Annotated in this window: 21 protein-coding genes and 1 tRNA gene; 17 read left to right on the top strand and 5 right to left on the bottom strand. The window is 67.7% G+C overall.

Translation table 11 applies throughout. The annotated features are described in order from the left end of the window. The first annotated feature begins 118 nt into the window (after positions 1–118). From PBN85_RS12135 to uxuA, 7 genes are all read left to right on the top strand, one after another. The gene (locus tag PBN85_RS12135) at positions 119–2,260 is read left to right on the top strand and encodes an autotransporter assembly complex protein TamA (protein WP_271299159.1); all 2,142 of its coding nucleotides are present in this window, start codon (positions 119–121) and stop codon (positions 2,258–2,260) included. Continuing rightward, a complete protein-coding gene (locus tag PBN85_RS12130; protein ID WP_271299158.1) occupies positions 2,260–6,492 on the top strand; it encodes a translocation/assembly module TamB domain-containing protein in 4,233 nt (1,410 codons plus the stop codon). Before PBN85_RS12135 ends, PBN85_RS12130 begins: the two co-directional genes overlap by 1 nt. A gap of 392 nt (positions 6,493–6,884) precedes the next feature. Continuing rightward, complete coding sequence (locus tag PBN85_RS12125) at positions 6,885–8,255, top strand: EAL domain-containing protein (RefSeq protein ID WP_271299157.1); 1,371 nt, start codon at positions 6,885–6,887, stop codon at positions 8,253–8,255. A 341-nt stretch (positions 8,256–8,596) separates the two neighbouring features. Beyond that, positions 8,597–10,675 carry an ATP-binding response regulator gene (locus PBN85_RS12120; protein WP_271299156.1) on the top strand — a complete coding sequence of 693 codons (2,079 nt, stop codon included), beginning with the start codon at positions 8,597–8,599 and terminating at the stop codon, positions 10,673–10,675. Positions 10,676–10,730: 55 nt separating this feature from the next. Continuing rightward, complete coding sequence (locus tag PBN85_RS12115; protein ID WP_037533044.1) at positions 10,731–11,120, top strand: response regulator; 390 nt, start codon at positions 10,731–10,733, stop codon at positions 11,118–11,120. Between the two features lie 67 nt (positions 11,121–11,187). Continuing rightward, positions 11,188–11,982, top strand: a complete 795-nt coding sequence (locus tag PBN85_RS12110; protein ID WP_373276496.1) for a FadR/GntR family transcriptional regulator — start codon at positions 11,188–11,190, stop codon at positions 11,980–11,982. 87 nt (positions 11,983–12,069) lie between these two features. Continuing rightward, on the top strand, positions 12,070–13,251 hold the full coding sequence (gene uxuA, locus PBN85_RS12105; RefSeq protein ID WP_271299155.1) for a mannonate dehydratase: 1,182 nt from the start codon (positions 12,070–12,072) through the stop codon (positions 13,249–13,251). Here the strand turns inward: uxuA and PBN85_RS12100 are convergent. Beyond that, on the bottom strand, positions 13,248–14,093 hold the full coding sequence (locus PBN85_RS12100; RefSeq protein WP_200870367.1) for a class I SAM-dependent methyltransferase: 846 nt from the start codon (positions 14,091–14,093) through the stop codon (positions 13,248–13,250). The two genes, uxuA and PBN85_RS12100, sit on opposite strands and share 4 nt — an antisense overlap. Before the next feature lie 42 nt (positions 14,094–14,135). On the opposite strand from PBN85_RS12100, the gene PBN85_RS12095 reads away from it, so the two are divergent. From PBN85_RS12095 to PBN85_RS12070, 6 genes are all read left to right on the top strand, one after another. Then, positions 14,136–14,900, top strand: a complete 765-nt coding sequence (locus PBN85_RS12095; RefSeq protein WP_271299154.1) for a ComF family protein — start codon at positions 14,136–14,138, stop codon at positions 14,898–14,900. 31 nt (positions 14,901–14,931) lie between these two features. Continuing rightward, complete coding sequence (gene grxC, locus PBN85_RS12090; RefSeq protein ID WP_271299153.1) at positions 14,932–15,189, top strand: glutaredoxin 3; 258 nt, start codon at positions 14,932–14,934, stop codon at positions 15,187–15,189. Further along, complete coding sequence (locus PBN85_RS12085; protein WP_271299152.1) at positions 15,186–16,007, top strand: carbon-nitrogen hydrolase family protein; 822 nt, start codon at positions 15,186–15,188, stop codon at positions 16,005–16,007. Before grxC ends, PBN85_RS12085 begins: the two co-directional genes overlap by 4 nt. Further along, positions 16,004–16,432 (top strand): DUF1178 family protein, encoded by a 429-nt coding sequence (locus PBN85_RS12080; protein ID WP_271299151.1) that lies wholly within the window; start codon positions 16,004–16,006, stop codon positions 16,430–16,432. Before PBN85_RS12085 ends, PBN85_RS12080 begins: the two co-directional genes overlap by 4 nt. A 44-nt stretch (positions 16,433–16,476) precedes the next feature. After that, positions 16,477–16,553 (top strand) — tRNA-Arg (locus PBN85_RS12075). Between the two features lie 173 nt (positions 16,554–16,726). Continuing rightward, the gene (locus tag PBN85_RS12070; protein WP_271299150.1) at positions 16,727–16,900 is read left to right on the top strand and encodes a hypothetical protein; all 174 of its coding nucleotides are present in this window, start codon (positions 16,727–16,729) and stop codon (positions 16,898–16,900) included. A gap of 82 nt (positions 16,901–16,982) precedes the next feature. Here PBN85_RS12070 and PBN85_RS12065 read toward each other — a convergent pair whose 3' ends face one another. Beyond that, positions 16,983–17,243: an SWIB/MDM2 domain-containing protein gene (locus tag PBN85_RS12065; RefSeq protein WP_037533059.1), complete on the bottom strand. Its 261-nt coding sequence runs from the start codon at positions 17,241–17,243 to the stop codon at positions 16,983–16,985. Positions 17,244–17,290: 47 nt separating this feature from the next. Next, positions 17,291–17,494: a DUF2945 domain-containing protein gene (locus PBN85_RS12060; protein WP_037533063.1), complete on the bottom strand. Its 204-nt coding sequence runs from the start codon at positions 17,492–17,494 to the stop codon at positions 17,291–17,293. Positions 17,495–17,636: 142 nt separating this feature from the next. Between PBN85_RS12060 and folE the strand changes: the two genes are divergently transcribed. The 3 genes from folE to PBN85_RS12045 are packed head-to-tail and all read left to right on the top strand — an operon-like array spanning position 17,637 to position 19,340. Next, positions 17,637–18,254 carry a GTP cyclohydrolase I FolE gene (gene folE / locus PBN85_RS12055; RefSeq protein ID WP_037533065.1) on the top strand — a complete coding sequence of 206 codons (618 nt, stop codon included), beginning with the start codon at positions 17,637–17,639 and terminating at the stop codon, positions 18,252–18,254. Beyond that, on the top strand, positions 18,248–18,997 hold the full coding sequence (locus tag PBN85_RS12050) for an SDR family oxidoreductase (protein WP_271299149.1): 750 nt from the start codon (positions 18,248–18,250) through the stop codon (positions 18,995–18,997). The genes folE and PBN85_RS12050 overlap by 7 nt, the downstream gene beginning before the upstream one ends. Continuing rightward, positions 18,990–19,340: a dihydroneopterin aldolase gene (locus PBN85_RS12045; protein ID WP_271299148.1), complete on the top strand. Its 351-nt coding sequence runs from the start codon at positions 18,990–18,992 to the stop codon at positions 19,338–19,340. Before PBN85_RS12050 ends, PBN85_RS12045 begins: the two co-directional genes overlap by 8 nt. Positions 19,341–19,560: 220 nt before the next feature. Here the strand turns inward: PBN85_RS12045 and leuA are convergent, their stop codons facing one another. Continuing rightward, on the bottom strand, positions 19,561–21,216 hold the full coding sequence (leuA, locus tag PBN85_RS12040) for a 2-isopropylmalate synthase (RefSeq protein ID WP_037533071.1): 1,656 nt from the start codon (positions 21,214–21,216) through the stop codon (positions 19,561–19,563). Between the two features lie 250 nt (positions 21,217–21,466). Between leuA and PBN85_RS12035 the strand changes: the two genes are divergently transcribed. Beyond that, positions 21,467–21,904 (top strand): BLUF domain-containing protein, encoded by a 438-nt coding sequence (locus PBN85_RS12035; RefSeq protein ID WP_271299147.1) that lies wholly within the window; start codon positions 21,467–21,469, stop codon positions 21,902–21,904. Positions 21,905–21,923: 19 nt separating this feature from the next. Here the strand turns inward: PBN85_RS12035 and PBN85_RS12030 are convergent, their stop codons facing one another. Next, the gene (locus PBN85_RS12030; RefSeq protein ID WP_271299146.1) at positions 21,924–22,532 is read right to left on the bottom strand and encodes a YceI family protein; all 609 of its coding nucleotides are present in this window, start codon (positions 22,530–22,532) and stop codon (positions 21,924–21,926) included. Between the last annotated feature and the right edge of the window lie 137 nt (positions 22,533–22,669).

Raw genomic sequence — 22,669 nt, 5'->3', positions numbered from 1 at the left:
GTGCGGCAAAGCGGACGCTGCGGTGCAACCAAAACGGGGCTTGCGCCGTTATGAACGGGCTTGGGGGTGATTTCGAACGCGAACGCTCTCTCAAAGGGGACGGGAACGCGTGCGAGGTTTGACCGGACGACATTATTGGCTGGCGGTGGCGTTGCTTGCGACCACCCCCGCAGCCGCCCAGCTCGACCAGCAGCAGGGCCGCGCCCCGGCGCGCGGTCCCGACGCCCCCAAAACGGACCCGGCCGTGCAGCAGGGCGACGCGCCGATCGTCCCGGACAGCGAATTCAACGCCAGCCTGCCGCCGATCAGCGGCGACATCAACGCACCGCTCGTACCGATCAGCGCCCAGCCGAACGCCCCCGCGACCGTCAATACGGCACCCGTTCAGCCCGACGGCACGCTGCCGCCCGCCGCAGCCGAAAGCCCCGAACTGGCGCAGCCGCTGGTGCCGCTCAGCAGCTTCGACACCACGCCGCTCCAGACCGCCGCCGACGTCAAGGACAAGGACGCGCCGGAGATCCGGTACGAGACTGCGCTCAAGGGCCTGGAGTCGCTCAATCTCGCCAGCCAGTTCAACAGCCTGTCCGCGCTGAAGCAGGGCAAGGGCAAGGCCGCCAACGCCACCCAGGTCGCGGCGCGGGCGCGCGAGGATGAGGCGCTGGCGGTGCGGCTGATGAAGTCGCTCGGCTATTATGACGCGACCGCCGTCTCGGTGATCGAGACGCAGCCGGGTGCCGACGCCAAGACGCCCGGCAAGCTGATCGCCACCGTTACCGGCACGCCCGGCCGCCTGTATCATCTGTCGTCGATCAAGGTCGATGCGCAGCCGGTCGTGCCGCCTGATCTCGTCACGCACAATCTGCCGCTGCGCGTCGGCGACCCGATCGAGGCGGCGCGAATCCAGGGGGCGGAGGCGAATGTCAGTCTCGTCCTGCCGCAGCAGGGCTATCCCTTCGTCAAGGTCGGCGAACGCGACATCCTGCTCGACGACGTGTCCGGACAGGCGACCGGCGCCTATACGCTGCCGGTCGATACGGGGCCGCGCGCTCGCTTCGGCCAGCTCGTCACCACCGGCGATCCGGTGTTCGGCGTCGAACATCTCAACGTCTTCCCGCGCTTCAAGAGCGGCGACATCTACGACAGCCGCAAGACCGACGATCTGCGCGACGCGCTGGTCGCGACCGGCCTGTTCCGCAGCGTCGCGGTCGAACCGCAGCGCACCGGCCGCGTCGATGCCGATGGCACCGAGGCGGTCGACCTGCTCGTCCGCCAGACCGAAGGCCCGCCGCGCAGCCTCGCCGGCAGTGCCGGCTATTCGACCGGGCAGGGGTTCAAGGCCGAAGGCAGCTGGACGCATCGCAACCTGTTCCCGCCCGAAGGCGCGCTGATCGGCACCGTCGTCGCCGGCACGCAGGAGCAGGGGCTGTCGGGGACGTTCCGCCGCTCCAACGCCGGGCAGCGCGACAAGACCTTCACCGCGATCGCCAGTGCGGTCCACCAGAGCTACGACGCCTTCGATGCCTTCACCGGCACGCTGTCGGCGCGCTGGAGCCGGGTGTCGACGCCGATCTGGCAGAAGCGCTTCACCTATTATTACGGCGGTGAGCTCGTCGGCACCAACGAGAGCGTCTACGACTTCGCCCGCGGCGATACCGTGCGCCGCACCTACGGCATCGTCGCGCTTCCCGGCCAGGTCGAGTGGGACACGTCGGACAGCCTGCTCAATCCGACCCGCGGCTATCGGCTGCGGCTCAATGTCAGCCCGGAGACGTCGGTCAACGGCGGCATCAGCCCCTATGTGCGGACGATGGTAGAGGGCACCTTCTATTATCCCGTCTCGGCCAAGCTGGTGATCGCCGGGCGCGCCAAGGCGGGGTCGATCCAGGGCATCGAGCGCGACGATCTCGCGCCGTCGCGCCGCTATTATGGCGGCGGCGGTGGCTCGGTGCGCGGTTATGGCTATCAGCGGCTCGGGCCGCTCGATCCGCAGGGCAATCCGGTCGGCGGGCGCAGCCTCAACGAGTTCGCGCTCGAGGCGCGCTACCGGTTCGGCAATTTCGGCATCGTGCCGTTCCTCGACGCCGGCAACAGCTATGAATCGAGCCTGCCGAGCGCGTCCGACCTGCGGTTCGGTGCCGGCATCGGCGGCCGGTTCTACACCAATTTCGGGCCGATGCGGATCGACGTGGCGACGCCGCTCAATCCGCGACCGGGTGACGGCAAGGTCGCTCTCTACATCTCGATCGGGCAGGCATTCTGATGGCGCAGCCCGAACATGACGTCGAAACTGCCGCGGTCGTGACGCGGCGCCCGCTCTGGCAGCGTATCCTCAAATGGGTGCTGTACGCGATCCTCGCGATCGTCGTGCTGGTGGGCGTCGTCGTCCTCGGCATCAACACCGATCCCGGTCGCCGTTTCGTCGCCAACCGGATCGGCGGCTATACGACGGCGTCGGGCCTCAACATCAAGGTCGGGCGGATCGACGGGTCGCTCTACGGCCAGATGATCCTGTCCGACGTCCGCGTCGCCGATCCCAAGGGCGTGTTCCTGACCAGTCCGCGGCTGAGCGTCGACTGGCGGCCGTTCGCCTTCGCCAGCAACCATGTCGATGTGCGCAGCCTGTCGACCGATCTGGTGACGCTGGCGCGCAAGCCCGAATTGAAGCAGACGCCGAGCGATCCGAACGCGCCGCTGCTCCCCGATCTCGATATCGACGTCAACCGCCTGCACGTCGGCCGGCTGGTGATCGCCAAGCCGGTCACCGGGCAGACGCATATCGTCCGCATCGACGGCGCCGTCCATATCGCCGACCGCCGCGCGCAGCTCGTCACCGACGCGGCAGCGCTGCGCGGGTCAGGGGTGGCCGGCGGCGATCGCCTCCGCCTGCGGCTCGACGCGGTGCCGGCGCAGAACAAGCTCGACGTCAATCTGAAGCTCGACGCGCCGGTCGGCGGGGTGGTCGCGTCGATGGCCTCGCTCAAGGCGCCGCTGACCGCCTCGGTCGACGGTCGCGGCAGCTGGCAGGCGTGGCAGGGCCGCGCCCTCGCGACGCTCGGCGGTGGCCAGCTCGCCAATGTCGCGATCGATGCCCGCAGCGGCCATATCGCGCTGCGCGGCTTCGCGACGCCCGGCCTGTATCTCGAAGGGCCGGTCGAGCGCCTGACCGCACCGCGGCTCGATCTCGCGATCGACACGACGCTCAACGATCGCAAGGCGGATACGCGGATCAAGCTCAAGTCGGACGCGCTTGCGGTCGACGCGGGCGGGCTGCTCGATCTTGCCGCGAGCAAGTTCGGCAATTTCGCGGTCGATGCGCGACTGCTCACCCCCGGTGCGATCGCCCCCAACGTGCGCGGTCGCGACGTGATGGCGCGCGTCGTGCTCGACGGCGCCTTCGCGACCCCGACGGTCGACTATAAGATCAGCGCTGCGGCGCTCGGCTTCGGCACGACGATGGTCGAGAACGTCTATGCCGAAGGGCTGGCGCGGGTGAACAGCGACCGGATCCTCGTGCCGGTCAAGGCCCGTGCGCGGCGCATCACCGGTCTCAACGCCGCGGTCGGCGGCCTCGCCAACAACGTCCGCATCCAGGGTGATTTCGCGATCGCGATGCCGACCATCCTGTCGGACAATCTGCGCATCCGCTCGGACAACATCGATGCGACCGCGATCGTCGTCGCCAATACCGCGACCGGCCGCTACACCGGTGCGCTCAAGGGGCGGGTCAACAATTACCGGCTCGAGAGCATCGGCATCATCGACCTGTCGACCGACGCCAAGCTCGTCCCCGGCGCCCGCGGCGGCTTCGGCATCACCGGACGCGTCGTCGCGCAGACCAAGCAATTGTTCAACAGCGGCGTCCGCGACTTCCTCGGCGGCAATGCGGTGGTGCGCAGCGACATCGGCTACAGCCCCGAGGGCATCGTCACCTTCCGCAACCTGCGGATGAACGCGCCGCAATTCCGCATCACCCGTGGCGAGGGACGGTTCGATCCTGACAGCGGCGCGGTCGCGGTGTCGGCGGATGCCTATTCAACGCAATATGGGCCGGTGACCGCGCGGGTCACCGGCAGCGCCGATGCGCCCGTCGTCGTGCTGCGCGCGGCGAAACCCGGCGTCGGCGTCGGTCTCGTCAATCTCGACGCGCGTATCGTCGGACGCGGTGGCGCCTATGCCGTCACGGCGAGCGGCGGCACCAATTACGGCCCGTTTACCGCCGACGTGCTGGTCCGGCCGAGCCCGCGCCTGACCGTCGACGTCAACCGCCTCGTCTTCGCCGGCATCACCGGACGGGGACGGATCGCCGCCACGCCAGCCGGGCCGTTCGCCGGCGCGCTGCAATTCGGCGGCCGCGGCATCACCGGCAACGTCCGCCTCGCGGATCAGGGCGGCTATCAGCGCGCCGATGTCGCCGCGCGTGCCTCCAACGCGACGATCCCGGGTTATGCGGACTTCACCATCGGCCGCGCCATCGTCAACGCCAGCGTGGTGATGACGCCCAAGGCGCCGCAGGTCGTCGCCGACGTCCAGATCGGCGACACCCGCTACAATGCCTTTGTCATCGAGGCGATGCGGGCCAAGGTGAACTATGTCGGCGGTCGCGGCACCGCGCAGGCGCTGCTGACCGGATCGAGCGGCGTGCCGCTGCGCGTCGCGGTCAACGCGCGACTGGCGCCGGACGACTATCTGATCGCCGCCCAGGGGCAGGCGAACAACATCCCGTTCCGCACCGTCAATCCGGCGCATATCACCAAGGCCGGGGGCAGCTACCGTCTCGCCGCGACGCGGATCGACTTCGGTCAGGGGCCGACCGCCGGCTCGACGCGGGTCGCCGCGTCGTTCGGCGGCGGCGTCACCGCGGCACAGGCGCGACTCGACCGGCTCAACCTGTCGATGCTGTCGGCGTTCATGCCCAACCTCGGCCTGTCAGGCGCTGTGACCGGCAGCCTCGACTATCGCCAGCAAGGCAATGCCATTCCCCAGGCCGATGCCCGGATCACCATCGCCAATTTCCAGCGCACCGGGCTCGCCGCGGTGTCGGAGCCCGTCGACGTCCAGTTCGTCGGGCGGCTCGTCCCGGATGGCGGCGAGGCGCGGGCGCTGATCAAACGGGGTGCGACCCCGGTCGGCCGCCTACTCGCGACGCTGCGGCCGCTGCCGCCGGGATCGGGATCGTGGATGACGCGGCTGATGCAGGCGCCGCTGTCGGGCGGTATCCGCTACAACGGTCCGTCCGGCGTGCTGTTCAGCCTCGCTGCCTTGCCCAACCAGCAGCTCAGCGGACCGATTGCGGTAGCCGCCGATTTCTCGGGCCGGGTTTCCGCCCCGCAGCTCAACGGGCTGATCCGCGCCGACAATCTGACCTATGACAATGAGACGTACGGCACGCGCCTGTCGCAGATGAAGATTGCGGCGCGCTTCACCAACGACCGACTCGATCTCACCAGCCTCAGTGCGCGTGCCGGTGACGGCACGGTGCAGGCGCAGGGCAGCGTCGGCCTCGCCGCGGACAGCGGCTTCCCGATCGACCTGCGCGCCCGGCTCGCCAACGCGCAGCTCGCCAAGAGCGATGCCCTTGCCGCCACCACCACCGGCGACCTGCATTTCACTTATGGTCGGGACGGCGGGCTGCTGCAGGGCAATCTGATCGTGCCCGAGGCGCGCTACGAGATCATCCGTCAGGGTTCGGCGGAGGTCCCGGAACTCACCGGCATCCGCCGCAAAAGCCAGATCGTCACGCCGCGCCCGACCGATCGGCCCAAGCCGGCCCCGGTCAGCACGATCCGTCTCGACCTGACGGTACGCGCCAACAACCAGCTGTTCGTCTCTGGCATGGGCCTCGAGTCGGAATGGGAGATGAACCTCAAGATCGGCGGAACCTCGGTCGCGCCGCAGATCACCGGCGGCCTCGATCTGGTGCGCGGCACCTATTCGTTCGCCGGCAAGCGGTTCGACGTAACGCGCGGCACGATCCGCTTCCGTGGTGGTCAGCTGACCGACCCGGACATCAACATCCAGGCGTCGACCACGGTCAATGGCATCACCGCCGTGATCGCGATCACCGGCACCGGCCAGCGTCCGCAGATCGCCTTCACCTCGACGCCGGCGCTGCCGCAGGACGAGGTGCTCAGCCGCCTGCTGTTCGGCACCAACCCCGAGAATCTGTCGGCGACCGAGGCGATCCAGCTGGCGAGCGCGCTCAACTCGCTGCGTGGCTCGGGCGGCGGGCTCAATCCGCTCGGCAAACTGCGCTCGGCGACCGGTTTCGATCGCCTGCGCGTGCTGGGCGCCGACGAGGCGAGCGGGCGCGGCACCAGCCTCGCCGCGGGCAAGTACCTGACCGACAACATCTATGTCGAGATCGTCACCGACGCACGCGGCTATACCGCGACCCAGCTCGAGATCGCGCTGACCAAGGCGCTGAGCCTGCTGACCTCGACCGGGTCGGCGGGTGGCTCGGACGCCCGCCTCAAATATTCCAAGGACTATTGAACACGGCCGCGCTGCCCCGATGGGCGGCGCGGTTCCGGTCAGGTCAGAGGTGAAATCGATGGAAGCGCCGGATCGGCAGCACGGCGATGCCATCGGCATCCGCGCGGATCATGACGGCGCTGGAGCAGTCCGTTCGCCCGGTCACCTGTGACGGGCTGGGAGGACGCGATCCCCGTAATACGATCCGGCCCGAACCGGCACCAGCGTGAGGCTGTAGGTGCCGATACGGACCGAACCGCGGACCTGATTACCAGGGCTTGATGTAAACCGAGATGGTCGCGAGGACGAGTGCGAAAACTACCGACATGCTAATCTCCCTTATCGTGGCATCTCCAGGATGCGGGTCGATCTTAACGGATTGTTAAGAATTAAACAATCGGGCTCGCAACGGGTTGAATGGCTCATGCGCGATTAATCTTATCTTCAATCCTGGCCCGTACCCAGGCTGCATGACCGTCGCGCACCGCTCGGAAACCGTGGAAACGCTGGCCTCTCGGGCGATCAAAGAGGCACGCCGCGCCGCCAAGCCCGCCTATCGGTTTCAGCTCATCGCCGAGATCGCTAATTTTGCCGAGCTGCGCCGTCGCCTCGGCTGCGCGCGCGCCGAACTGCTTGCCGGTCTCGTCGCCGACCGAGTCGCGCGGGTGATTCCGGGTGCCAGCGTCGCCATCCTCAGCCGCACGCAGATCGCCAGCGGTTTCCGCGACGCGGACCGCAGCGCCATCGATCGCTACGTCGGCGCGATCGAGCACGCGTTCGAACGTCCCGTCACGATCGACGATCAGCATGTCGAGGTCCGCCTGACGTTCGGTGCCGCCGCGGCACCGGCGACCGCACTCGACGAGGTTGCGCTGGTCGAGGAAGCGGAAAATGCGCTCGCCGAGGCGCGAATGGCGACCCGCACCGTGACGCACGCGGTGGCGCCCCGCGCGACCCGCGATGTGCTGCGCGTCGCGCGCGAGCTCGACCTCGCGATCGATCGCGGCGAGCTCGTCCTCCACTATCAGCCCAAGATCCACGTCCGGCATCAGGAAATCCGCAGCGCCGAGGCCTTGGTGCGCTGGAACCACCCCGAGCGCGGGCTGGTCATGCCGAACGACTTCATCTCGGTCGCCGAAGAATGTATGCTGATCGACCGGATGACGCTGTGGACGATCCGCCGCGCGATCGAGGATCAGCGCGATCTCGCCGCCCGCGGTCACGACCTTCGCCTGTTCATCAATATCGCCGGGCAGCTGCTCGCCGACAGCGCCTTCGTCCGGGCGGCTTGCGATCTGGTCGGCGGCAGCGATGCCAAGCTCGGGTTCGAGATCACCGAAACGTCTGTGATCCGTGATCCCGCCAGCGCGATCGCCAATCTGCAGATCTTCGCTGATTTCGGCATTACGATAGCGATCGACGATTATGGTGCCGGCCTGTCGTCCCTAGCCTATCTGAAGCAATTGCCGGCGCGCGAACTCAAGATCGACAAATTGTTCGTCACGCAGCTGACCAGCTCGAACCGCGATCCGTTGATCGTGCGGTCGACGATCGATCTCGCTCATGCGCTCGAGATGGAAGTGGTCGCGGAGGGAGTGGAGACGCATGCGGCGCTTGCGCTGCTGACGGTGATGGGGTGCGACATGGTGCAGGGCTTCCTGATCAGCCGACCGGTCGTGCTCGAGTCCCTGATCCAATATCTCGACGAGGGGCGGCATCGTGCGCCCGCGCCCGATCCGCTCGCCGGCTTCGGGGGGTTCGCTGCGACGCGTCGCGTCGTCTGACCATGCGCCTGTCTGTCCGCTGGTCGTGGCTCGCAGCTGGGCTGCTTGCCCTCACGCCGACCGCGGCATCGGCGGATGCTTTCGACTCACTCGTTGCCGATGCCAAGGCAGCGATGCTCAGCGACCCGAACGTTACCGCCGACCGAGCTTTAGCGGCGGCACGGCTTGCGAAGCAGGAGCCACCTTCACGTCAGCGCATCGTTCGCGAGGCCACCGCCGATTGGCTTCGGGGCGAGGCATTGCTGCGACTGAACGATGTCGCTGCGGCAGAACCGTTGATCAAGCACGCCGCCGCGGTAGCTTCTCGATATGCCCCGGGGTCAAACCTCGAAGGCGACGCCTTGCTCGCGAGTGGCTGGATTGCCACCGTACATGCCGACGTTTCCCATGCGCTTGGCGCCTACCAACATGCCCACCGCATCTTCCAACGGCTCGGCAACACGCGCAGTCAGGCGAAGGCACTTCAATCGATCGGCTCACTCTATGGCGAGGCGAACGATCATCTCAGCGCGCTGCGCTATTATGACCAAGCCCTCTCACTGTATCGCGCCGACCCCATGCTGGCGGTGGCGCTGTACAACAATCGAGGCATCGCCTTGAAATCGCTTGGACGGTTTAAGGAGGCCGTCCAGCAGTTCCGCAACGGCCTTGCCCTCACCGAGCGGATGAACAGCCCGCTGCTGCGCGTCCTCATCCTCGGCAATATCGCCGAGGCGCGGCTGATGGGCAAAGACGTCGCAGGCGCGCAGCGGGCGATCGATCAGGGGCTGACGCTGTCGACGCGCGGCGAGGCGGCAGGCTTTCGCAAGACGTTGATCGGACTCGCCGCGCAGGCCGCTTATCAGCGCGGCGATCTGTCCCGCGCTGTCGCGCTTATTACCGAACGGTTCGACGGCGAGCCGCTCGACCGTACCACATTGGTCGATCGCGAGGCGCATCGCACCGCTTATACCGTGTATCGTGCGGCCGGGCAGCCCGATCGCGCGCTCGAGCATCTCGTGGCGCTCAAGCGGCTCGATGACGAATCAACGGCGCTCGCACGCTCGACCAGTGCGGCGCTGATGGCGGCGCGGTTCGATTTCGCCAATCAGGAGCTGAAGATCGCCAGCCTGCAACGTGACGAGGCACGCCGCAACGTCGCCTTCGAGCAGGCGCGCGCGCGGACCCAGCGCAATGTCTTCATCGGCGTGGTGGCGTCGACGCTGGTCGCGATCCTGCTGCTCGGCTTCGGCATTCTCGCGCTGCGCCGGAGTCGCAACGAGGTGCGCGCCGCCAACGACGACCTCGCCGTCACCAATGCCGCGCTCGGCAAGGCGCTCGCCGCCAAGACCGAGTTCCTCGCCACGACGAGCCACGAAATCCGTACGCCGCTCAACGGCATCCTCGGCATGACGCAGGTGATGCTGGCCGATACGAAGGTCGTCGGCAGCACGCGCGACCGGCTCGGCGTCGTTCACAGCGCCGGCGTGACCATGCGCGCGCTGGTCGACGATATCCTCGACGTCGCCAAGATGGAGACGGGCCACCTCACCGTCGAGGAGGCGCCGTTCGACCTGCGCGCGATGCTCGCGGAGTCGACGTGCATGTGGCAGGATCAGGCGGCGGCCAAGGGGATCGCCTTCCATCGCGAGATCGACGACTGCCCCGGCATGATCGTCGGCGATGCGGCGCGGCTGCGGCAGATCGTGTTCAATTTGATGTCGAACGCTCTCAAATTCACCTCGACCGGCAGCGTCACCCTGCGCGCCGCCGCGAGCGACGACGCGCGCCTGTGCATCACCGTCGCCGACACCGGCATCGGGATCAGCGCCGATACCTGCGAGACGATCTTCGAATCCTTCCGTCAGGCCGATACCAGCACGACACGGCGCTTCGGCGGCACCGGGCTCGGGCTTTCGATCTGCCGCAATTTGGCACGGGCGATGGGCGGCGACGTCACCGTCACCAGCACGATCGGCGAAGGCTCGCGCTTCATCGTCGACCTGCCGCTGACCCTCGGCGTCGCGCCCGCGATTAGCGAGGATGCTGCGACCGCCGCGGGTTTGCTGATCCTCGATCGCAACCCGATCACACGAAGCATGCTGCGCACCTTGATGGCTGCGCATGCCACGGACATCACGTCGGTCGCGACCCTGGACGAAGCGCTGGCGGGCCTGACGACGACGCGTTTCGATCATCTGCTGATCGACGTGGCGGCGCTCGGAGAGGGCGATGCGCTGAGCGAGGCATTGGGGCGGATCGCCGGGGTAGCCGATGCTTCGGACATGGTTCTGCTATGGCCCGCGCATAGTGAAACAAATCATATCGTTTGCGAAACGAACGGCGCTTTCCGCAGCATCGTCAAGCCGATAACGGGTGCGGCATTAGTCGATTTCGTCTATGCGCCGACCAATGAGCCGCTTGTGTCACGGGCGGCTTGAGGCGTAGACACAAAGACATGTTCTTGCAAAATCCATCGACCCTGCGGCCGCCGCGATGAACGTTCTGTTCATCGAGGATGACCGTATGAACCGCCGCGTGGTTCGGGACATGCTCGATGTCGCCGGCGTGACGATGATGGAGGCCGAGAATGCCGAGGTCGGCCTCGCGGCGATCGAGTCCCAGTCGTTTGATATGCTGCTGATCGATCTGCGGATGCCGGGCATGGATGGCATCACCGCAATCCATCATATCCGCGCCCGACAGGATGCCAAGGCGAGCGTGCCGATCATCGTCATCACCGCCGATACGGCGCTCGATCTGCGCGAACGCTGCCTGGCTGCGGGTGCCGACGACGTATTGTTTAAGCCGGTGGCGATGGACGCCCTGTTCGAGGCGATGGGCCGGATCATGGCGCGCGACGCCGATGGCGCGGTTCTGAATTGAGCGCACTTCCAATCGCCGTATTTGTCGGTGTAGAAGGATTCCTCTACCCTACTGATTGGTAAGTCCGATGTCCAAGACGATGATCCGCCGGCCGGCAAAGGACGAACCCTTAGCGGACGCCGCCAGCGACCGCCTCTATCAGCGGCTGGCCCGCAAGCTCTTCGATCAGATAGCATCGGGTGCCTATCTGGTCGGCGATCGCCTTCCTGCCGAGCGCGAGCTCGCGATCACCTATGGCGCGAGCCGGCCCGCAGTCCGTGAGGCATTGATCGCGCTGGAGGTACAGGGGTTCATCGAGGTCCGGGTCGGGTCGGGTGCCTATGTCTGCCGCTTGCCGGGGCAGGGCGAGGAGCCGGGCTTCGCGATCACCGCCTTCGAATTGACCGAAGCGCGTCTCCTGTTCGAGGGTGAGGCCGCGGCGCTCGCTGCTTTGCACATCACCGATGAGCAGATCGACCGGCTCGATGCGCTCGTCGCCGCGATGAAGACGGAGAATCTGCTTCCCGAGGTGACCGAGGAGGCCGACCGCGATTTCCACCTCACCATCGCCGGCGCGACACGCAATGCCGGCGTGTTGCGGACGATCGAGGATCTCTGGCATCTGCGATCGACCTCGCCGGAATGCGCCCTGCTCCATGCGAAGGCGCGGAACGCCAAGGTGCGGCCGGTCGTCGAGGAGCATATCACGATCATCGACGCCCTGCGCGCGCGCGACGCCAATGCGGCGCGGGCGGCGATGCGGGCCCATCTGTCGGCCGTCATGGATCACCTGCTGTTCCGCACCGAGGAACTGGCGGTCGAAGAGGTCCGGCGCTCGCTGGCGACGACGCGTCAGCGCTTCGGCGTCGCGCCGGCGGCGTGAGACGCGTGGCTTACCACCTTTAAAAGGTTGTCAGACCAATCATTGCGCTGCTACGCCCGGTCCGATAACAGATGGGGCGAGGCACAGATGACGATGACCCAGACCATGCGGTGGTTTGGCCCGAACGATCCGGTGCCGCTCGCCGCGATCCGTCAGGCGGGCGCGACCGGCGTGGTCACCGCCCTGCATGACATCCCCAATGGCGAGGCCTGGCCGGAGGCGGCGATCGCCACGCGCAAGGCGATGATCGAAGATGCCGGGCTCGACTGGACAGTGGTCGAAAGCCTTCCGGTGGCCGAGGGCATCAAGACGCGGTCGGCGGACTGGGACCAGCTGATCGAAGCCTATATCGTCAGCCTGCGCCGGCTCGCCGCGCAGGGGATTCACGTCGTCACTTATAACTTCATGCCGCTGCTGGACTGGACGCGGACCGACCTCGGCTGGGAATTGCCCGACGGCGCCCGTGCGCTGCGCTTCGAGCCGGTCGCGCTCGCCGCCTATGACATCCACATCCTGCGCCGGCCCGGCGCGGCGCAGGACTATGCCGCCGACGTGGTCGACGCGGCGGCGCGCCGTTTCGACAGCCTCGACGAAGCCGGGCGGACCCGCCTCGAACGGACGATCATCGCCGGTCTGCCGGGCAGCGAGGAAAGCTTCACCTCCGCCGACTTCCTGCGCCACATCGGCAGCTATGCCTCGATCGACGCCGACCGGCTGCGCGCGCATCACCACGCCTTCCTCGCCGCCGTCTGCCCGGTCGCCGAAGCGGAAGGGGTCCATCTCGTCGTCCATCCCGACGATCCGCCGTTCCCGATCTTCGGGCTGCCGCGCGTCGTCAGCACCGAAGCGGATCTCGCGGCACTGTTCGCGGCGGTGCCGTCACCGGCCAACGGCCTGTGCTTCTGCAGCGGTTCGCTCGGCGTGCGCGCGGACAATGATCTGCCCGGCATCGTCGATCGGTTGGGCGAGCGGATCGGTTTCCTGCATCTGCGCTCGGTGCAGCGCGAGCCGGACGGCGCGTTCCACGAGGCGGAGCATCTGCGGGGCGACGCCGACATGCCGGCGATCATGGCGGCGGTGCTCGATCTTCAGCAGCGGAGCGGACGATCGCTGCCGATGCGGCCCGACCACGGCCATCAGATGGCCGACGACCTCTATCGTCAGACCAATCCGGGCTATTCGCTGATCGGGCGGCTGCGCGGGCTCGCCGAGTTGCGCGGCCTCGAAGCCGGGCTGCTCGCCGCCCGGGGAGCGGTGGGCGCCGTCTAGGCGTCGGGCGGGCTGGTCGGGACCCGCAGCGCTGCGGCGAGCGACGAGGTGCCGCTGCCGCGTCGCGCCGGCTTGGGCTGCGACGGATCGGGGGCCCAGCCGGTGACGAAGACGATCGCGAACCGTTCGGTTGTCCGTCCGTCCGGGCCCGCCGCGGCGGCGAAGGCGGCGGCGGCGCGCGCGAGCGTCTCGCGCGACATGGCGGAGCGTGCGGCGAGGATGTTGCTCGCCGCCATGCCGCGCAGGTCGTCGAGCAGCCGCCCGAAGCTTGCATAGCGGACATCGAACGTCTCGATATCGGCGACGGGCAAGGTCAGCCCGGCCCGCATCAGCAGATCGCCCGCCGATCGCACGTCGATCTGCGGATGCAGCCGCGCTGCCGGCCGTTCGCCCTCGGCGATGCGCAAGGCTGCCCGCAGCGCCGGCAGGCTGCCGCCGCCGAGGAAGGCGCCGAGGAACAGGCCGTCGGGGCGCAGCACCCGGCGGATCAGCGTCAGCGCGCCGGGAAGATCATTGACCTGGTCGAGCACTCCGGCGCTCAGCACCGCATCGAAACTGGCGTCGGCGAAGGGCAGATGATCCTCTTCGCCCTGGATGCCGCCGGCAGCCTGCGCGAAGCGGAAGCCGGGATCGATCCGCGCGATGCGGGCGCCGGGGATCGTCAGGCTGCAATCGGGGGCGCCGATGTCGAGCACGTCGCGGAAGTCGCGCTTCACCGCGTCGAGCCGTTCGAGCAACCCTTCGACCATCACGTCGCGCAGGAAGGCATGATCGGGATAATGCGCGGCGGCGCGGTCGCGGCGCAGGCGGCGGGCGGAGCGATCGAAGATGTCGGCGGTCACCCGCAGGCTTGTGCCCGTTAGCGGCGTGCGCGACAAGCAGGCATGCGGTCGATCGGGGGGCGACGGGCGGGCAGGGCGCTGGCATGGCGGATGATCAGCGCCGGCATCGCGACGGTCGTGGCGGCGTTGCTGCCGCCGCGATGCCCCGGCTGCGGCACGCCGGTCGCGGCGGATCATCTCTTCTGTGGAGGCTGCTGGGGCGAGCTGCGCTGGCTGACCCCGCCCTGGTGCGCGACGTGCAATCGGCCGCTGCCGGAGGAGCGGGGAGCGGAGGTCTGCAAACGGTGTCGCGTCGATCCGCCGCGCCACGCCGGCATCCGCGCCGCGGTGGCTTATGGCGCGATCGCGCGGCGGCTGGCGCTCAAGCTCAAATATGGCGGGCGGATCGGCATCGCCGCGACGATGGCGGCGCGGATGGCGGCGATCGTCCCGCCGGGCGTCGATCTGCTCGTGCCGGTGCCGCTGCACCGCTGGCGGCTGTGGCAGCGCGGCTATAATCAGGCGGCGCTGATCGCCGCGGCGATCCACCGCCGCACCGCCATTCCGCATGATCCCTTCGCGCTGCGCCGCCGCCGCGCCACCGTGCCGCTCCGGTCGCTCGGCCGCAGCCAGCGCCGCGCGGCGGTGGCGGGCGCGTTCGCGGTCCCCGACCCGACGCGGATCGCCGGCCGCAGCATCGCGTTGGTCGACGACGTCTATACCAGCGGCGCTACCGCCGCGGCCTGTACGCAGGTGCTGCTGGCGGCGGGGGCGAGCGCGGTGACGATCGTCTGCTGGGCGCGGGTGGTGGGATCGGGCGGCGATTGACAAGCCGCGCATCAGCCCACACCTCCTTGGCATGGCACATGTCGAAATCTACACCAAAGCCTTCTGCCCCTATTGCACGCGCGCCAAGGCGCTGCTGGCGAGCAAGGGCGTGGCGCCGCAGGAACACGATATCTCGATGGGTGGGCCGCAGCGGCAGGAGATGATCCAGCGCGCGCATGGCCGTACTACGGTGCCGCAGATTTTCATCGACGGCAAGCATATCGGCGGCTCGGACGATCTCGCCGCGCTCAACGCGCGCGGAGGACTGGATCCGCTGCTCGCGGCATGAAGATCGCGCTGCTGCAGATGACGAGCGGGATCGACCCCGCCGTCAATGCCGCGGATATCCGCCACGGGATCGCTGCCGCGGCGGCGAATGGCGCCGGCATGCTCTTCCTGCCCGAAATGGCCGGGCTGATCGATCGCGACCGGGCGCGCGCCGCCGCGTCGATCCGCGGCGAGGCCGATGATCCGGTGCTTGCGACGGCGCGACAGGCGGCGGCGGGCGCCGGTATCTGGGTGCATATCGGCTCGCTCGCGGTACGCCGTGACGACGGCAAGCTGGCCAACCGCAGCTTCGTCATCGACGGAAGCGGAGCGATCCGGGCACGCTACGACAAGCTGCATCTGTTCGATGTCGACCTGCCTAACGGCGAGTCGTGGCGGGAATCGGCGGCCTACGCGCCCGGCGATCATGCGGTGGTCGTGGATACGCCGATCGGGCCGTTAGGCCTGTCGATTTGTTACGACCTGCGCTTTCCCGCGCTGTACGCGACGCTGGCGCAGGCGGGTGCGCAGATGATCGCGATCCCGGCGGCGTTCACCCGCCCGACCGGAGCCGCGCATTGGCATGCCCTGATGCGCGCCCGGGCGATCGAGACCGGCTGCTACGTCATCGCCGCGGCGCAGGCCGGCGCGCATGAGGATGGCCGCACCACTTATGGCCATTCGCTGGTCATCGATCCGTGGGGCGACGTGCTGCTCGACATGGGCGAGGCGCGGGGGCTTGGCCTCGCCGAGATCGATCCGGCCCGTGTCGCCGACGTCCGCGCGCGCATCCCGGTGCTCGACCATGCGCGGACGATCCCGCCCGTGACGCGGTCATGATCGTCTTCGATCTGCGGTGCAGCGGCGACCATGTCTTCGAGGCCTGGTTCGCCTCGACCAGCGCCTATGACGATCAGCGCGCGGCCGGGCAGCTCGTCTGTCCGATGTGCGGCGATACCACGATCGGCAAGGCGCTGATGGCGCCGAGCATCGCCGCCGAGGGCAACCGGCGCCGCGATGTCGCTCCGGAGGCGATCAAGGCCGCGCTTCAGTCGATCGCTGCGGAACAGGCCAAGGCGCTTGCGGGGTCGTCCTGGGTCGGCACCGATTTCGCGAGCCGCGCCCGCGCGATGCACGATGGCGCCGAGACGGTGCGGCCGATTCACGGTCAGGCCAGCCTCGCCGAGGCGAAGGCGCTCGTCGACGACGGCGTCCCGGTCGCGCCCTTGCTGTGCCCGGTCGTGCCACCCGAAAAGACCAACTGACCCGCTGGACCCGCCCCGCGCCGCCCGGTATCAAGGCGCGCAGTGGCCCCGTAGCTCAGCCGGATAGAGCGCCAGATTCCTAATCTGTAGGTCGCGCGTTCGAATCGCGCCGGGGTCACCATCCTGCCACCCGGCCGGAACGGACCGGCTTGCCTGACTACACCGGGCAAGGCATAGCGCCGTGCCTGATGATCGTGCCCCCGGCAGCGGGCGGCGCAGGCTGCCGACCTTGTAAAACAGCAGCAACATAGCCACGCTATGTTATCGAACGGATCATATTTCGGGATCAACGTGGTGAGCCAGACGATTTCTGTGACGACGCCGGTGGCGGTCGACCCGGCGCAAGCCGCGCCGGTTGCCGGCTCGCGCGGCAAGCCGCTCGCCTTCTGGCTCTACGTCCTAGCCGGTGTGGTGATGATCATCGCCTCGGCGATCGCCTTGCCGTTCGTCGCGACCGACCGGCGTTAGGCTAGACGGTTCGCGGTTCCCGTCAGTGCGGGAGCATCGCCGGCCCTGTGGCGCGATGCCCCCGCTTGACGAACCGTAAAGCTCAGGCCTTGACGTGCTGCGAGATGTACTTGTTCATCTCGAACATCGTGCACTTGTCGCGGCCGAAGACCTTCTGCAACTTGTCGTCGGCGAGAATCTCGCGCTTGTTCTCAGGGTTCTGCAGGTTGTTCGACTTGATATAGTCCCACACCTTGCTGATCACCTGACTGCGCGGCAGCTTCTCGTTGCCGACGATCGCGCTCAGCTCCGGGGAGGGCTGTACGGGCGCGTGGATGCCGCCGGTCTTGGTAGTCGTAGCCATCGCATTCCTTCCTGCTCGCGCCCGGTCCAGCCCGGGCGCGGTGAACGTTACGCTTTTTTCAGCGCGGCCGCCTTGTGCGCTGCCTTTCCGCCGTTGTCACTCTCTACAATATATTGGGGGTCGTCCTTCGATGCGCGGACGGTGTGGCCCTTGATCTCGGTATCGCTGGTCTGCTTCTTCTCGACCTTGCCATGCGCGGTGCCGCCATGGCTCTTCCAGGTCACTTCGTCGCCCTTCTTCAGTTCGGTCATCGTCTCTCTCCATCGCTGGTGACGGCAACAGCGCGTAGCCGCGTCAAACGGTTGCATCGGCGGAGAAACCGCGATTGGACGGGGTGTCGAATCGTATTTAAGGATGGCGCGAGCGCGGTGACGGCGAGGCAAAGGAACGCAGATGATCGATGAGCACGACGCCCCCGACGAGGGCGATCTTCCCGCCGGTGAGGCGGCGGTCGTCCCCGAGGAGGTCGCGGCCGCGGTCCGCACGCTGATCCGCTGGGCCGGGGACGATCCGACGCGCGAGGGGCTGGTCGATACGCCGCGGCGCGTCGCCAAGGCGTGGAAGGAATATTGCGCCGGCTATGCCGACGATCCCGCGCGCCACCTGTCGCGGGTGTTCGAGGAGGTCGGCGGCTATGACGAGATCGTGCTGCTCAAGGACATTCCGTTCCAGTCGCATTGCGAACACCATATGGCACCGATCATCGGCAAGGCGCATATCGCCTATCTGCCCAAGGATCACGTCGTCGGGATCAGCAAGCTCGCCCGCGTACTGCACGGCTTCGCCCGTCGGTTGCAGGTGCAGGAGCGGCTGACCGCCGAGGTTGCCGATTGCATCTGGGACAATCTCAAGCCGCAGGGCGTCGCCGTGGTGATCGAGGCGAGCCACGCCTGCATGACCGCCCGCGGCGTCCGCACGCCGGGGGTGAGCATGGTGACGAGCCGGATGATGGGCGTGTTCCGGGACGATGACCGCAGCCGCAAGGAAGTGCTGGCGCTGATGGGATGTTGAGCCGCACCGTGCTTGTCACCGGCGGTGCGAAGCGGCTCGGCGCGGCGATCGCGCGGGCCTGCGCCGCCGCCGGATGGCGGGTGGTAGTGCATTGCCATGGCTCGACCGAAGCGGGGCAGGCGCTCGCCGGCGAACTGGGCGGCACGATGGTGCAGGGCGACCTTGCCGATGCCGCCGTGGTCGATATGCTGATCGCGCAGGCGCGCGAGGCGGCAGGCGGCGCGATCACCGCCTTGGTCAACAGCGCGTCGCTCTTCGCCTTCGACCAGCCTGAGGCGATCGATCCGGCGCTCGCCACCCGGCTGCACAGCATCAACGCGGTGGCACCGGCGCGGCTCGCCGCGGCGCTCGCGGCGCAGCCGGACGTCGAGGATGCGGCGGTGGTCAATCTGCTCGACCAGAAGCTCGCCAACCCTAATCCGGATTTCTTCAGCTATACGATGAGCAAATATGCGCTGTCCGGTGCGACCGAGATGCTCGCCCAGGCGCTCGCCCCCAAGGTGAGGGTCAATGCGGTGGCGCCGGGGATCACCCTGCCGAGCGGCGACCAGAACGAGGCCGAGTTCGCCGCGGTCGCCTCCGACAATCTGCTGCGGCACCCGGTGGGGGCGGACGCGGTCGCCGCGGCGGTGGTCTATCTGCTGGATGCGCGCAGCGTGACCGGGCAGACGCTCTATGTCGACTGCGGGCAGCGGTTCATCCGCCGCGACGGCGACGTGATGTTCGCAGGCCGGCATGGCTGAATATACGACGATCCTCGAGGGGCTCGAGGTGGCGATGCGGCTCGGCATCCATCCCCATGAGGCCGAGCCGCAGCGCGTGCGCCTGTCGGTCTGGATGACGGTGGCCTATCCCGCGGTGCCGGACAGCGATACGATCGACGCGGTGCTCGATTACGATTTCCTGCGCGACGGCATCCGCGCGATGGCGGCCGGCCCCGGCTTCGCCCTGCAGGAGACTTTGGTCGAGGCGGTGGCGAGCCTGTGCCTCGCCGATCCGCGCGTGCGATCGGTGCGCGTCCGCTCGCTCAAGCCCGACGTCTATCCCGATGCGGCGGTCGGCTGCGAGATCGTCCGCTCGCGCTAGCAGCCGGTGCCGTCATGAAGGCCGGCGGTGATCTGGACGTACCGACCGACCGTCATGCTGAGGCGGGGGAGGGGAGCAACGCCGCACCCGCGGCTGGCAGGCAATGCCGACCGTCGAGCACACCGGCTTGCCGAGCCGCGTCGTGCACGCGCGACATATTCTGGTCTGCTCGGTACAGACCTGCGGTGTCGCGAGCGCGAGGGCGATCAGTGCCAGCACGTCAGGCGCGGTTGGCGGCGCTGAGCACTGCGCGGACGCTCGCGGTGGCGATGTCGCTGTCGATCCCGACGCCGAAGACGGTGCGGCCGTCCGCGGTGCGGCATTCGACGTAAGCGGCGGCCTGCGCGTCGGCACCATGGCCGATCGCATGTTCGCTATAGTCGACCACGTCGAGCTGCGGCCCGGTGTCGCCGAGCGCAGCGATCACGCCGGAGATCAAACCGTTGCCGCGTCCACTGAGCGAGCGTTCCTCGCCGTCGATGGCGACGCGGCCGACGAACAGGCGTTCGCCCGCACCGCCGCTTTCCTCATAGTCGCGCAGCACGAAGCGGTCGCCGTCGCGCGGCAGATAGGTCGCCTCGAACCGCGCCCAGATATCGGCGGCGCCGAGCTCGCGGCTGGTCTCGTCGGCGAGCGCCTGGACGTGGCGGCTGAAGTCGGCCTGAAGCCGCTTGGGCAGCTTCAATCCCTTGTCCTGCTCGATCACCCAAGCGACGCCGCCCTTGCCCGACTGCGAATTGACCCGGATCACCGCTTCGTAGCTGCGGCCGAGATCGGCCGGGTCGATCGGCAGATAGGGGACCTCCCAGAGTTCGTCGTTGCGCGCGGCCTGTGCGGCGAAGCCCTTCTTGATGGCATCCTGATGGCTGCCCGAGAAGGCGGTGAAGACCAGATCGCCGGCATAGGGGGTGCGCGGATGCACCGGAATATTCGTGCAATAATTGATCGTGTTGACGATCCCGTCGATGTCGGACAGGTCGAGCTCGGGCGAGACGCCCTGCGTGTACATGTTGAGCGCGACGGTGACGAGATCGCAATTGCCGGTGCGCTCGCCATTGCCGAGCAGACAGCCTTCGACGCGGTCGGCGCCCGCCATCAGCCCCAGTTCCGCCGCCGCGACGCCGGTGCCGCGATCGTTATGCGTATGCAGCGAGATCACCACCGCGTCGCGATTGGGGATATTGCGCGCGAACCATTCGATCTGGTCGGCATAAACATTGGGCGTCGCGCATTCGACCGTCGCCGGCAGGTTGAAGATGATCGGCCGCTCAGGGGTGGGCTGCAACACGTCCATCACCGCGACGCAGACGTCGAGCGAGAAATCGAGTTCGGCGGTCGAGAAGGTTTCCGGGCTGTACTGGAAGCGCCAGTCGGTGTCGGGGCGTTTCGCCGCCTCGTCGCGCAGCACCTTGACGCCCTCGACGGCGATCCGCTTGACCTCGTCGCGCGTCATGCCGAACACGATCTTGCGCCACGCCGGTGACACCGCGTTGTAGAGATGGACGATCGCCTGTTTCGCACCGTCGAGACTGGCGAAGCTCGTCTCGATCAGGTCGCGGCGCGACTGGGTGAGCACCTGGACGAAGACGTCGTCGGGGATATGGCCGGTCTTGACCAGCCCGCTGATGAAGTCGAATTCGGTCGCGCCGGCGCTCGGAAACCCGACCTCGATCTCCTTGAGGCCGACCTTGACGAGCAGGTCGAACAGCCGCGTCTTCTTCTCCGCGTCCATCGGATCGATCAGCGCCTGGTTGCCGTCGCGCAGGTCGGTGGACAGCCAGCGCGGCGCGCGGGTGATGACGCGGGAGGGCCATTGCCGATCGGGCAGGTCGATCGTCGGGAAGGGGCGGTATTTGGTCGCGGGATCGCGCAGCATGTCTCGGTTCCGTCTGGTCGCGCGGCGCATCGTCGGGACGAGGCGCGGCTGATGGGGCGCTGAAGCTCTATCCGGCCCTTAGGGAAGCGTGCACGAGCAACGGCCGCCCTAAGGGCGGATAAGTCGCAGGAGAAGGGTCGTGCGGTCCATGATGGACGCAGTCTTGGCGGAGGCGGATGCGCTTGTCCAGCCGTGATGGCACCGGGAAACGCCGTTGACGGGTCGTTAAGGCTGCTCAGGCTAGCCGGACATGCTCCGTGATCTGTGGGAACGCGGTGGTTTCGAAAGGCTTATGGTGCAGCAACTCGTCTATATCAGCAGCATTCGGCGCCAGGCGACAGTCGATCCTGCCGCGATCCTCGCCGAATCGCGCCGCAACAATGCGCGGGCGCGTATCACCGGCCTGCTGTTCTTCGACGGCAAACGCTTTCTGCAAGCTCTGGAAGGAGATCCGGCGACGGTGGACGCCACCTTCGCGCGCATCCAGGCGGACGACCGCCATCATGCGCTGGTCATCCTGTCCAACCGTCAGATCGAGCAACGCGAATTCGGCGAATGGGCGATGGCCTATCCGCAGGCGAACGACGGCGAGGCGGCGATGGCGCGTATCGAGCAACTGACCGCGCAGGCCGATCCGATGGTCCAGGCGACCTTCGCCGGCTTCGCCAAGGTCCGGCGCGCCGCCTGAGCGGCGACGCGCCCGTCGCTTATTGCGCCGTGAACGCGGCGTTGATGTCGAGCTTGACGTCGTCGGCAACGATCGGCGTCGCATAGCCGAGGCCGAAATCGCTGCGCTTGATCGACGCCGTGCCGCGGAAGCCGAAGTTGAGCTTCTTGTTCATCGGATTGGTGCCGGCGCCGACGAAGGTCGCGTCGATCGTCACCGGCTTGGTGACGTTCTTGATCGTCAGATTGCCGGTGATCCTGGCGCTGGTGCCGTTGGCGACCACGCCGGTCGAGACGAAACGGGCGGTGGGGTAGGTCGCGACGTCGAAGAAGTCCTTCGATTTCAGGTGATGGGAGAAGGGCTCGGCGGTGACCGACAGCTGGTCGATCGCGAAGGTGACGTCGAGCTTGGTCGCCGCCGGCTTGGCGGGATCGATCGTCAGCGTGCCGCCCTGCGCGCCGAACTGGCCGCTCAGCATGCTGAAGCCCATGTGGTTGAGCGTCCACGTCACCTGCGTATGCGCCGGATCGACCGCATAGGTGCCGGCGGTGACGAGAGCCTTGTTCGGCGCACCGGGCAGTCCGGCAGGGGCTTGCGCAATGGCCGGCACGGCGGCGGTGGCGATCAGGGCGGCGAGAAGAAGACGCATGGGAAGCTCCGAATTGTTTCGGAGGTTAAACCATGACGCCGATCGGAGCGGAAGAGGCAAAGCCGAAACGGATCGTTCGCGAAGCGAGTCCGGGTCGGCTGCGGCGGAAAAGGGCCGCCCGGACAGGCGGCCCCTCG

It is taken from the genome of Sphingomonas sp. CV7422 (genome assembly GCF_027945725.1).
GTDB classification, from domain to species: Bacteria; Pseudomonadota; Alphaproteobacteria; order Sphingomonadales; family Sphingomonadaceae; genus Sphingomonas; species Sphingomonas kyungheensis.
The sequence above is the reverse complement of the archived record's forward strand: the minus strand, read 5'-3'. Positions and strand labels throughout refer to the sequence as shown.

What these genes read in the sequence shown, in the direction of transcription:
- PBN85_RS12130 (WP_271299158.1), top strand. Translation starts at nt 2,260, where the DNA reads ATGGCGCAGCCCGAACATGACGTCGAAACTGCCGCGGTCGTGACGCGG.
- PBN85_RS12115 (WP_037533044.1), top strand. Translation starts at nt 10,731, where the DNA reads ATGAACGTTCTGTTCATCGAGGATGACCGTATGAACCGCCGCGTGGTT.
- PBN85_RS12110 (WP_373276496.1), top strand. Translation starts at nt 11,188, where the DNA reads ATGTCCAAGACGATGATCCGCCGGCCGGCAAAGGACGAACCCTTAGCG.
- uxuA (WP_271299155.1), top strand. Translation starts at nt 12,070, where the DNA reads ATGACGATGACCCAGACCATGCGGTGGTTTGGCCCGAACGATCCGGTG.
- PBN85_RS12095 (WP_271299154.1), top strand. Translation starts at nt 14,136, where the DNA reads ATGCGGTCGATCGGGGGGCGACGGGCGGGCAGGGCGCTGGCATGGCGG.
- grxC (WP_271299153.1), top strand. Translation starts at nt 14,932, where the DNA reads ATGGCACATGTCGAAATCTACACCAAAGCCTTCTGCCCCTATTGCACG.
- PBN85_RS12085 (WP_271299152.1), top strand. Translation starts at nt 15,186, where the DNA reads ATGAAGATCGCGCTGCTGCAGATGACGAGCGGGATCGACCCCGCCGTC.
- PBN85_RS12080 (WP_271299151.1), top strand. Translation starts at nt 16,004, where the DNA reads ATGATCGTCTTCGATCTGCGGTGCAGCGGCGACCATGTCTTCGAGGCC.
- PBN85_RS12065 (WP_037533059.1), bottom strand. Translation starts at nt 17,243, where the DNA reads ATGGCTACGACTACCAAGACCGGCGGCATCCACGCGCCCGTACAGCCC.
- PBN85_RS12060 (WP_037533063.1), bottom strand. Translation starts at nt 17,494, where the DNA reads ATGACCGAACTGAAGAAGGGCGACGAAGTGACCTGGAAGAGCCATGGC.
- folE (WP_037533065.1), top strand. Translation starts at nt 17,637, where the DNA reads ATGATCGATGAGCACGACGCCCCCGACGAGGGCGATCTTCCCGCCGGT.
- PBN85_RS12050 (WP_271299149.1), top strand. Translation starts at nt 18,248, where the DNA reads ATGTTGAGCCGCACCGTGCTTGTCACCGGCGGTGCGAAGCGGCTCGGC.
- PBN85_RS12045 (WP_271299148.1), top strand. Translation starts at nt 18,990, where the DNA reads ATGGCTGAATATACGACGATCCTCGAGGGGCTCGAGGTGGCGATGCGG.
- leuA (WP_037533071.1), bottom strand. Translation starts at nt 21,216, where the DNA reads ATGCTGCGCGATCCCGCGACCAAATACCGCCCCTTCCCGACGATCGAC.
- PBN85_RS12035 (WP_271299147.1), top strand. Translation starts at nt 21,467, where the DNA reads ATGCTCCGTGATCTGTGGGAACGCGGTGGTTTCGAAAGGCTTATGGTG.
- PBN85_RS12030 (WP_271299146.1), bottom strand. Translation starts at nt 22,532, where the DNA reads ATGCGTCTTCTTCTCGCCGCCCTGATCGCCACCGCCGCCGTGCCGGCC.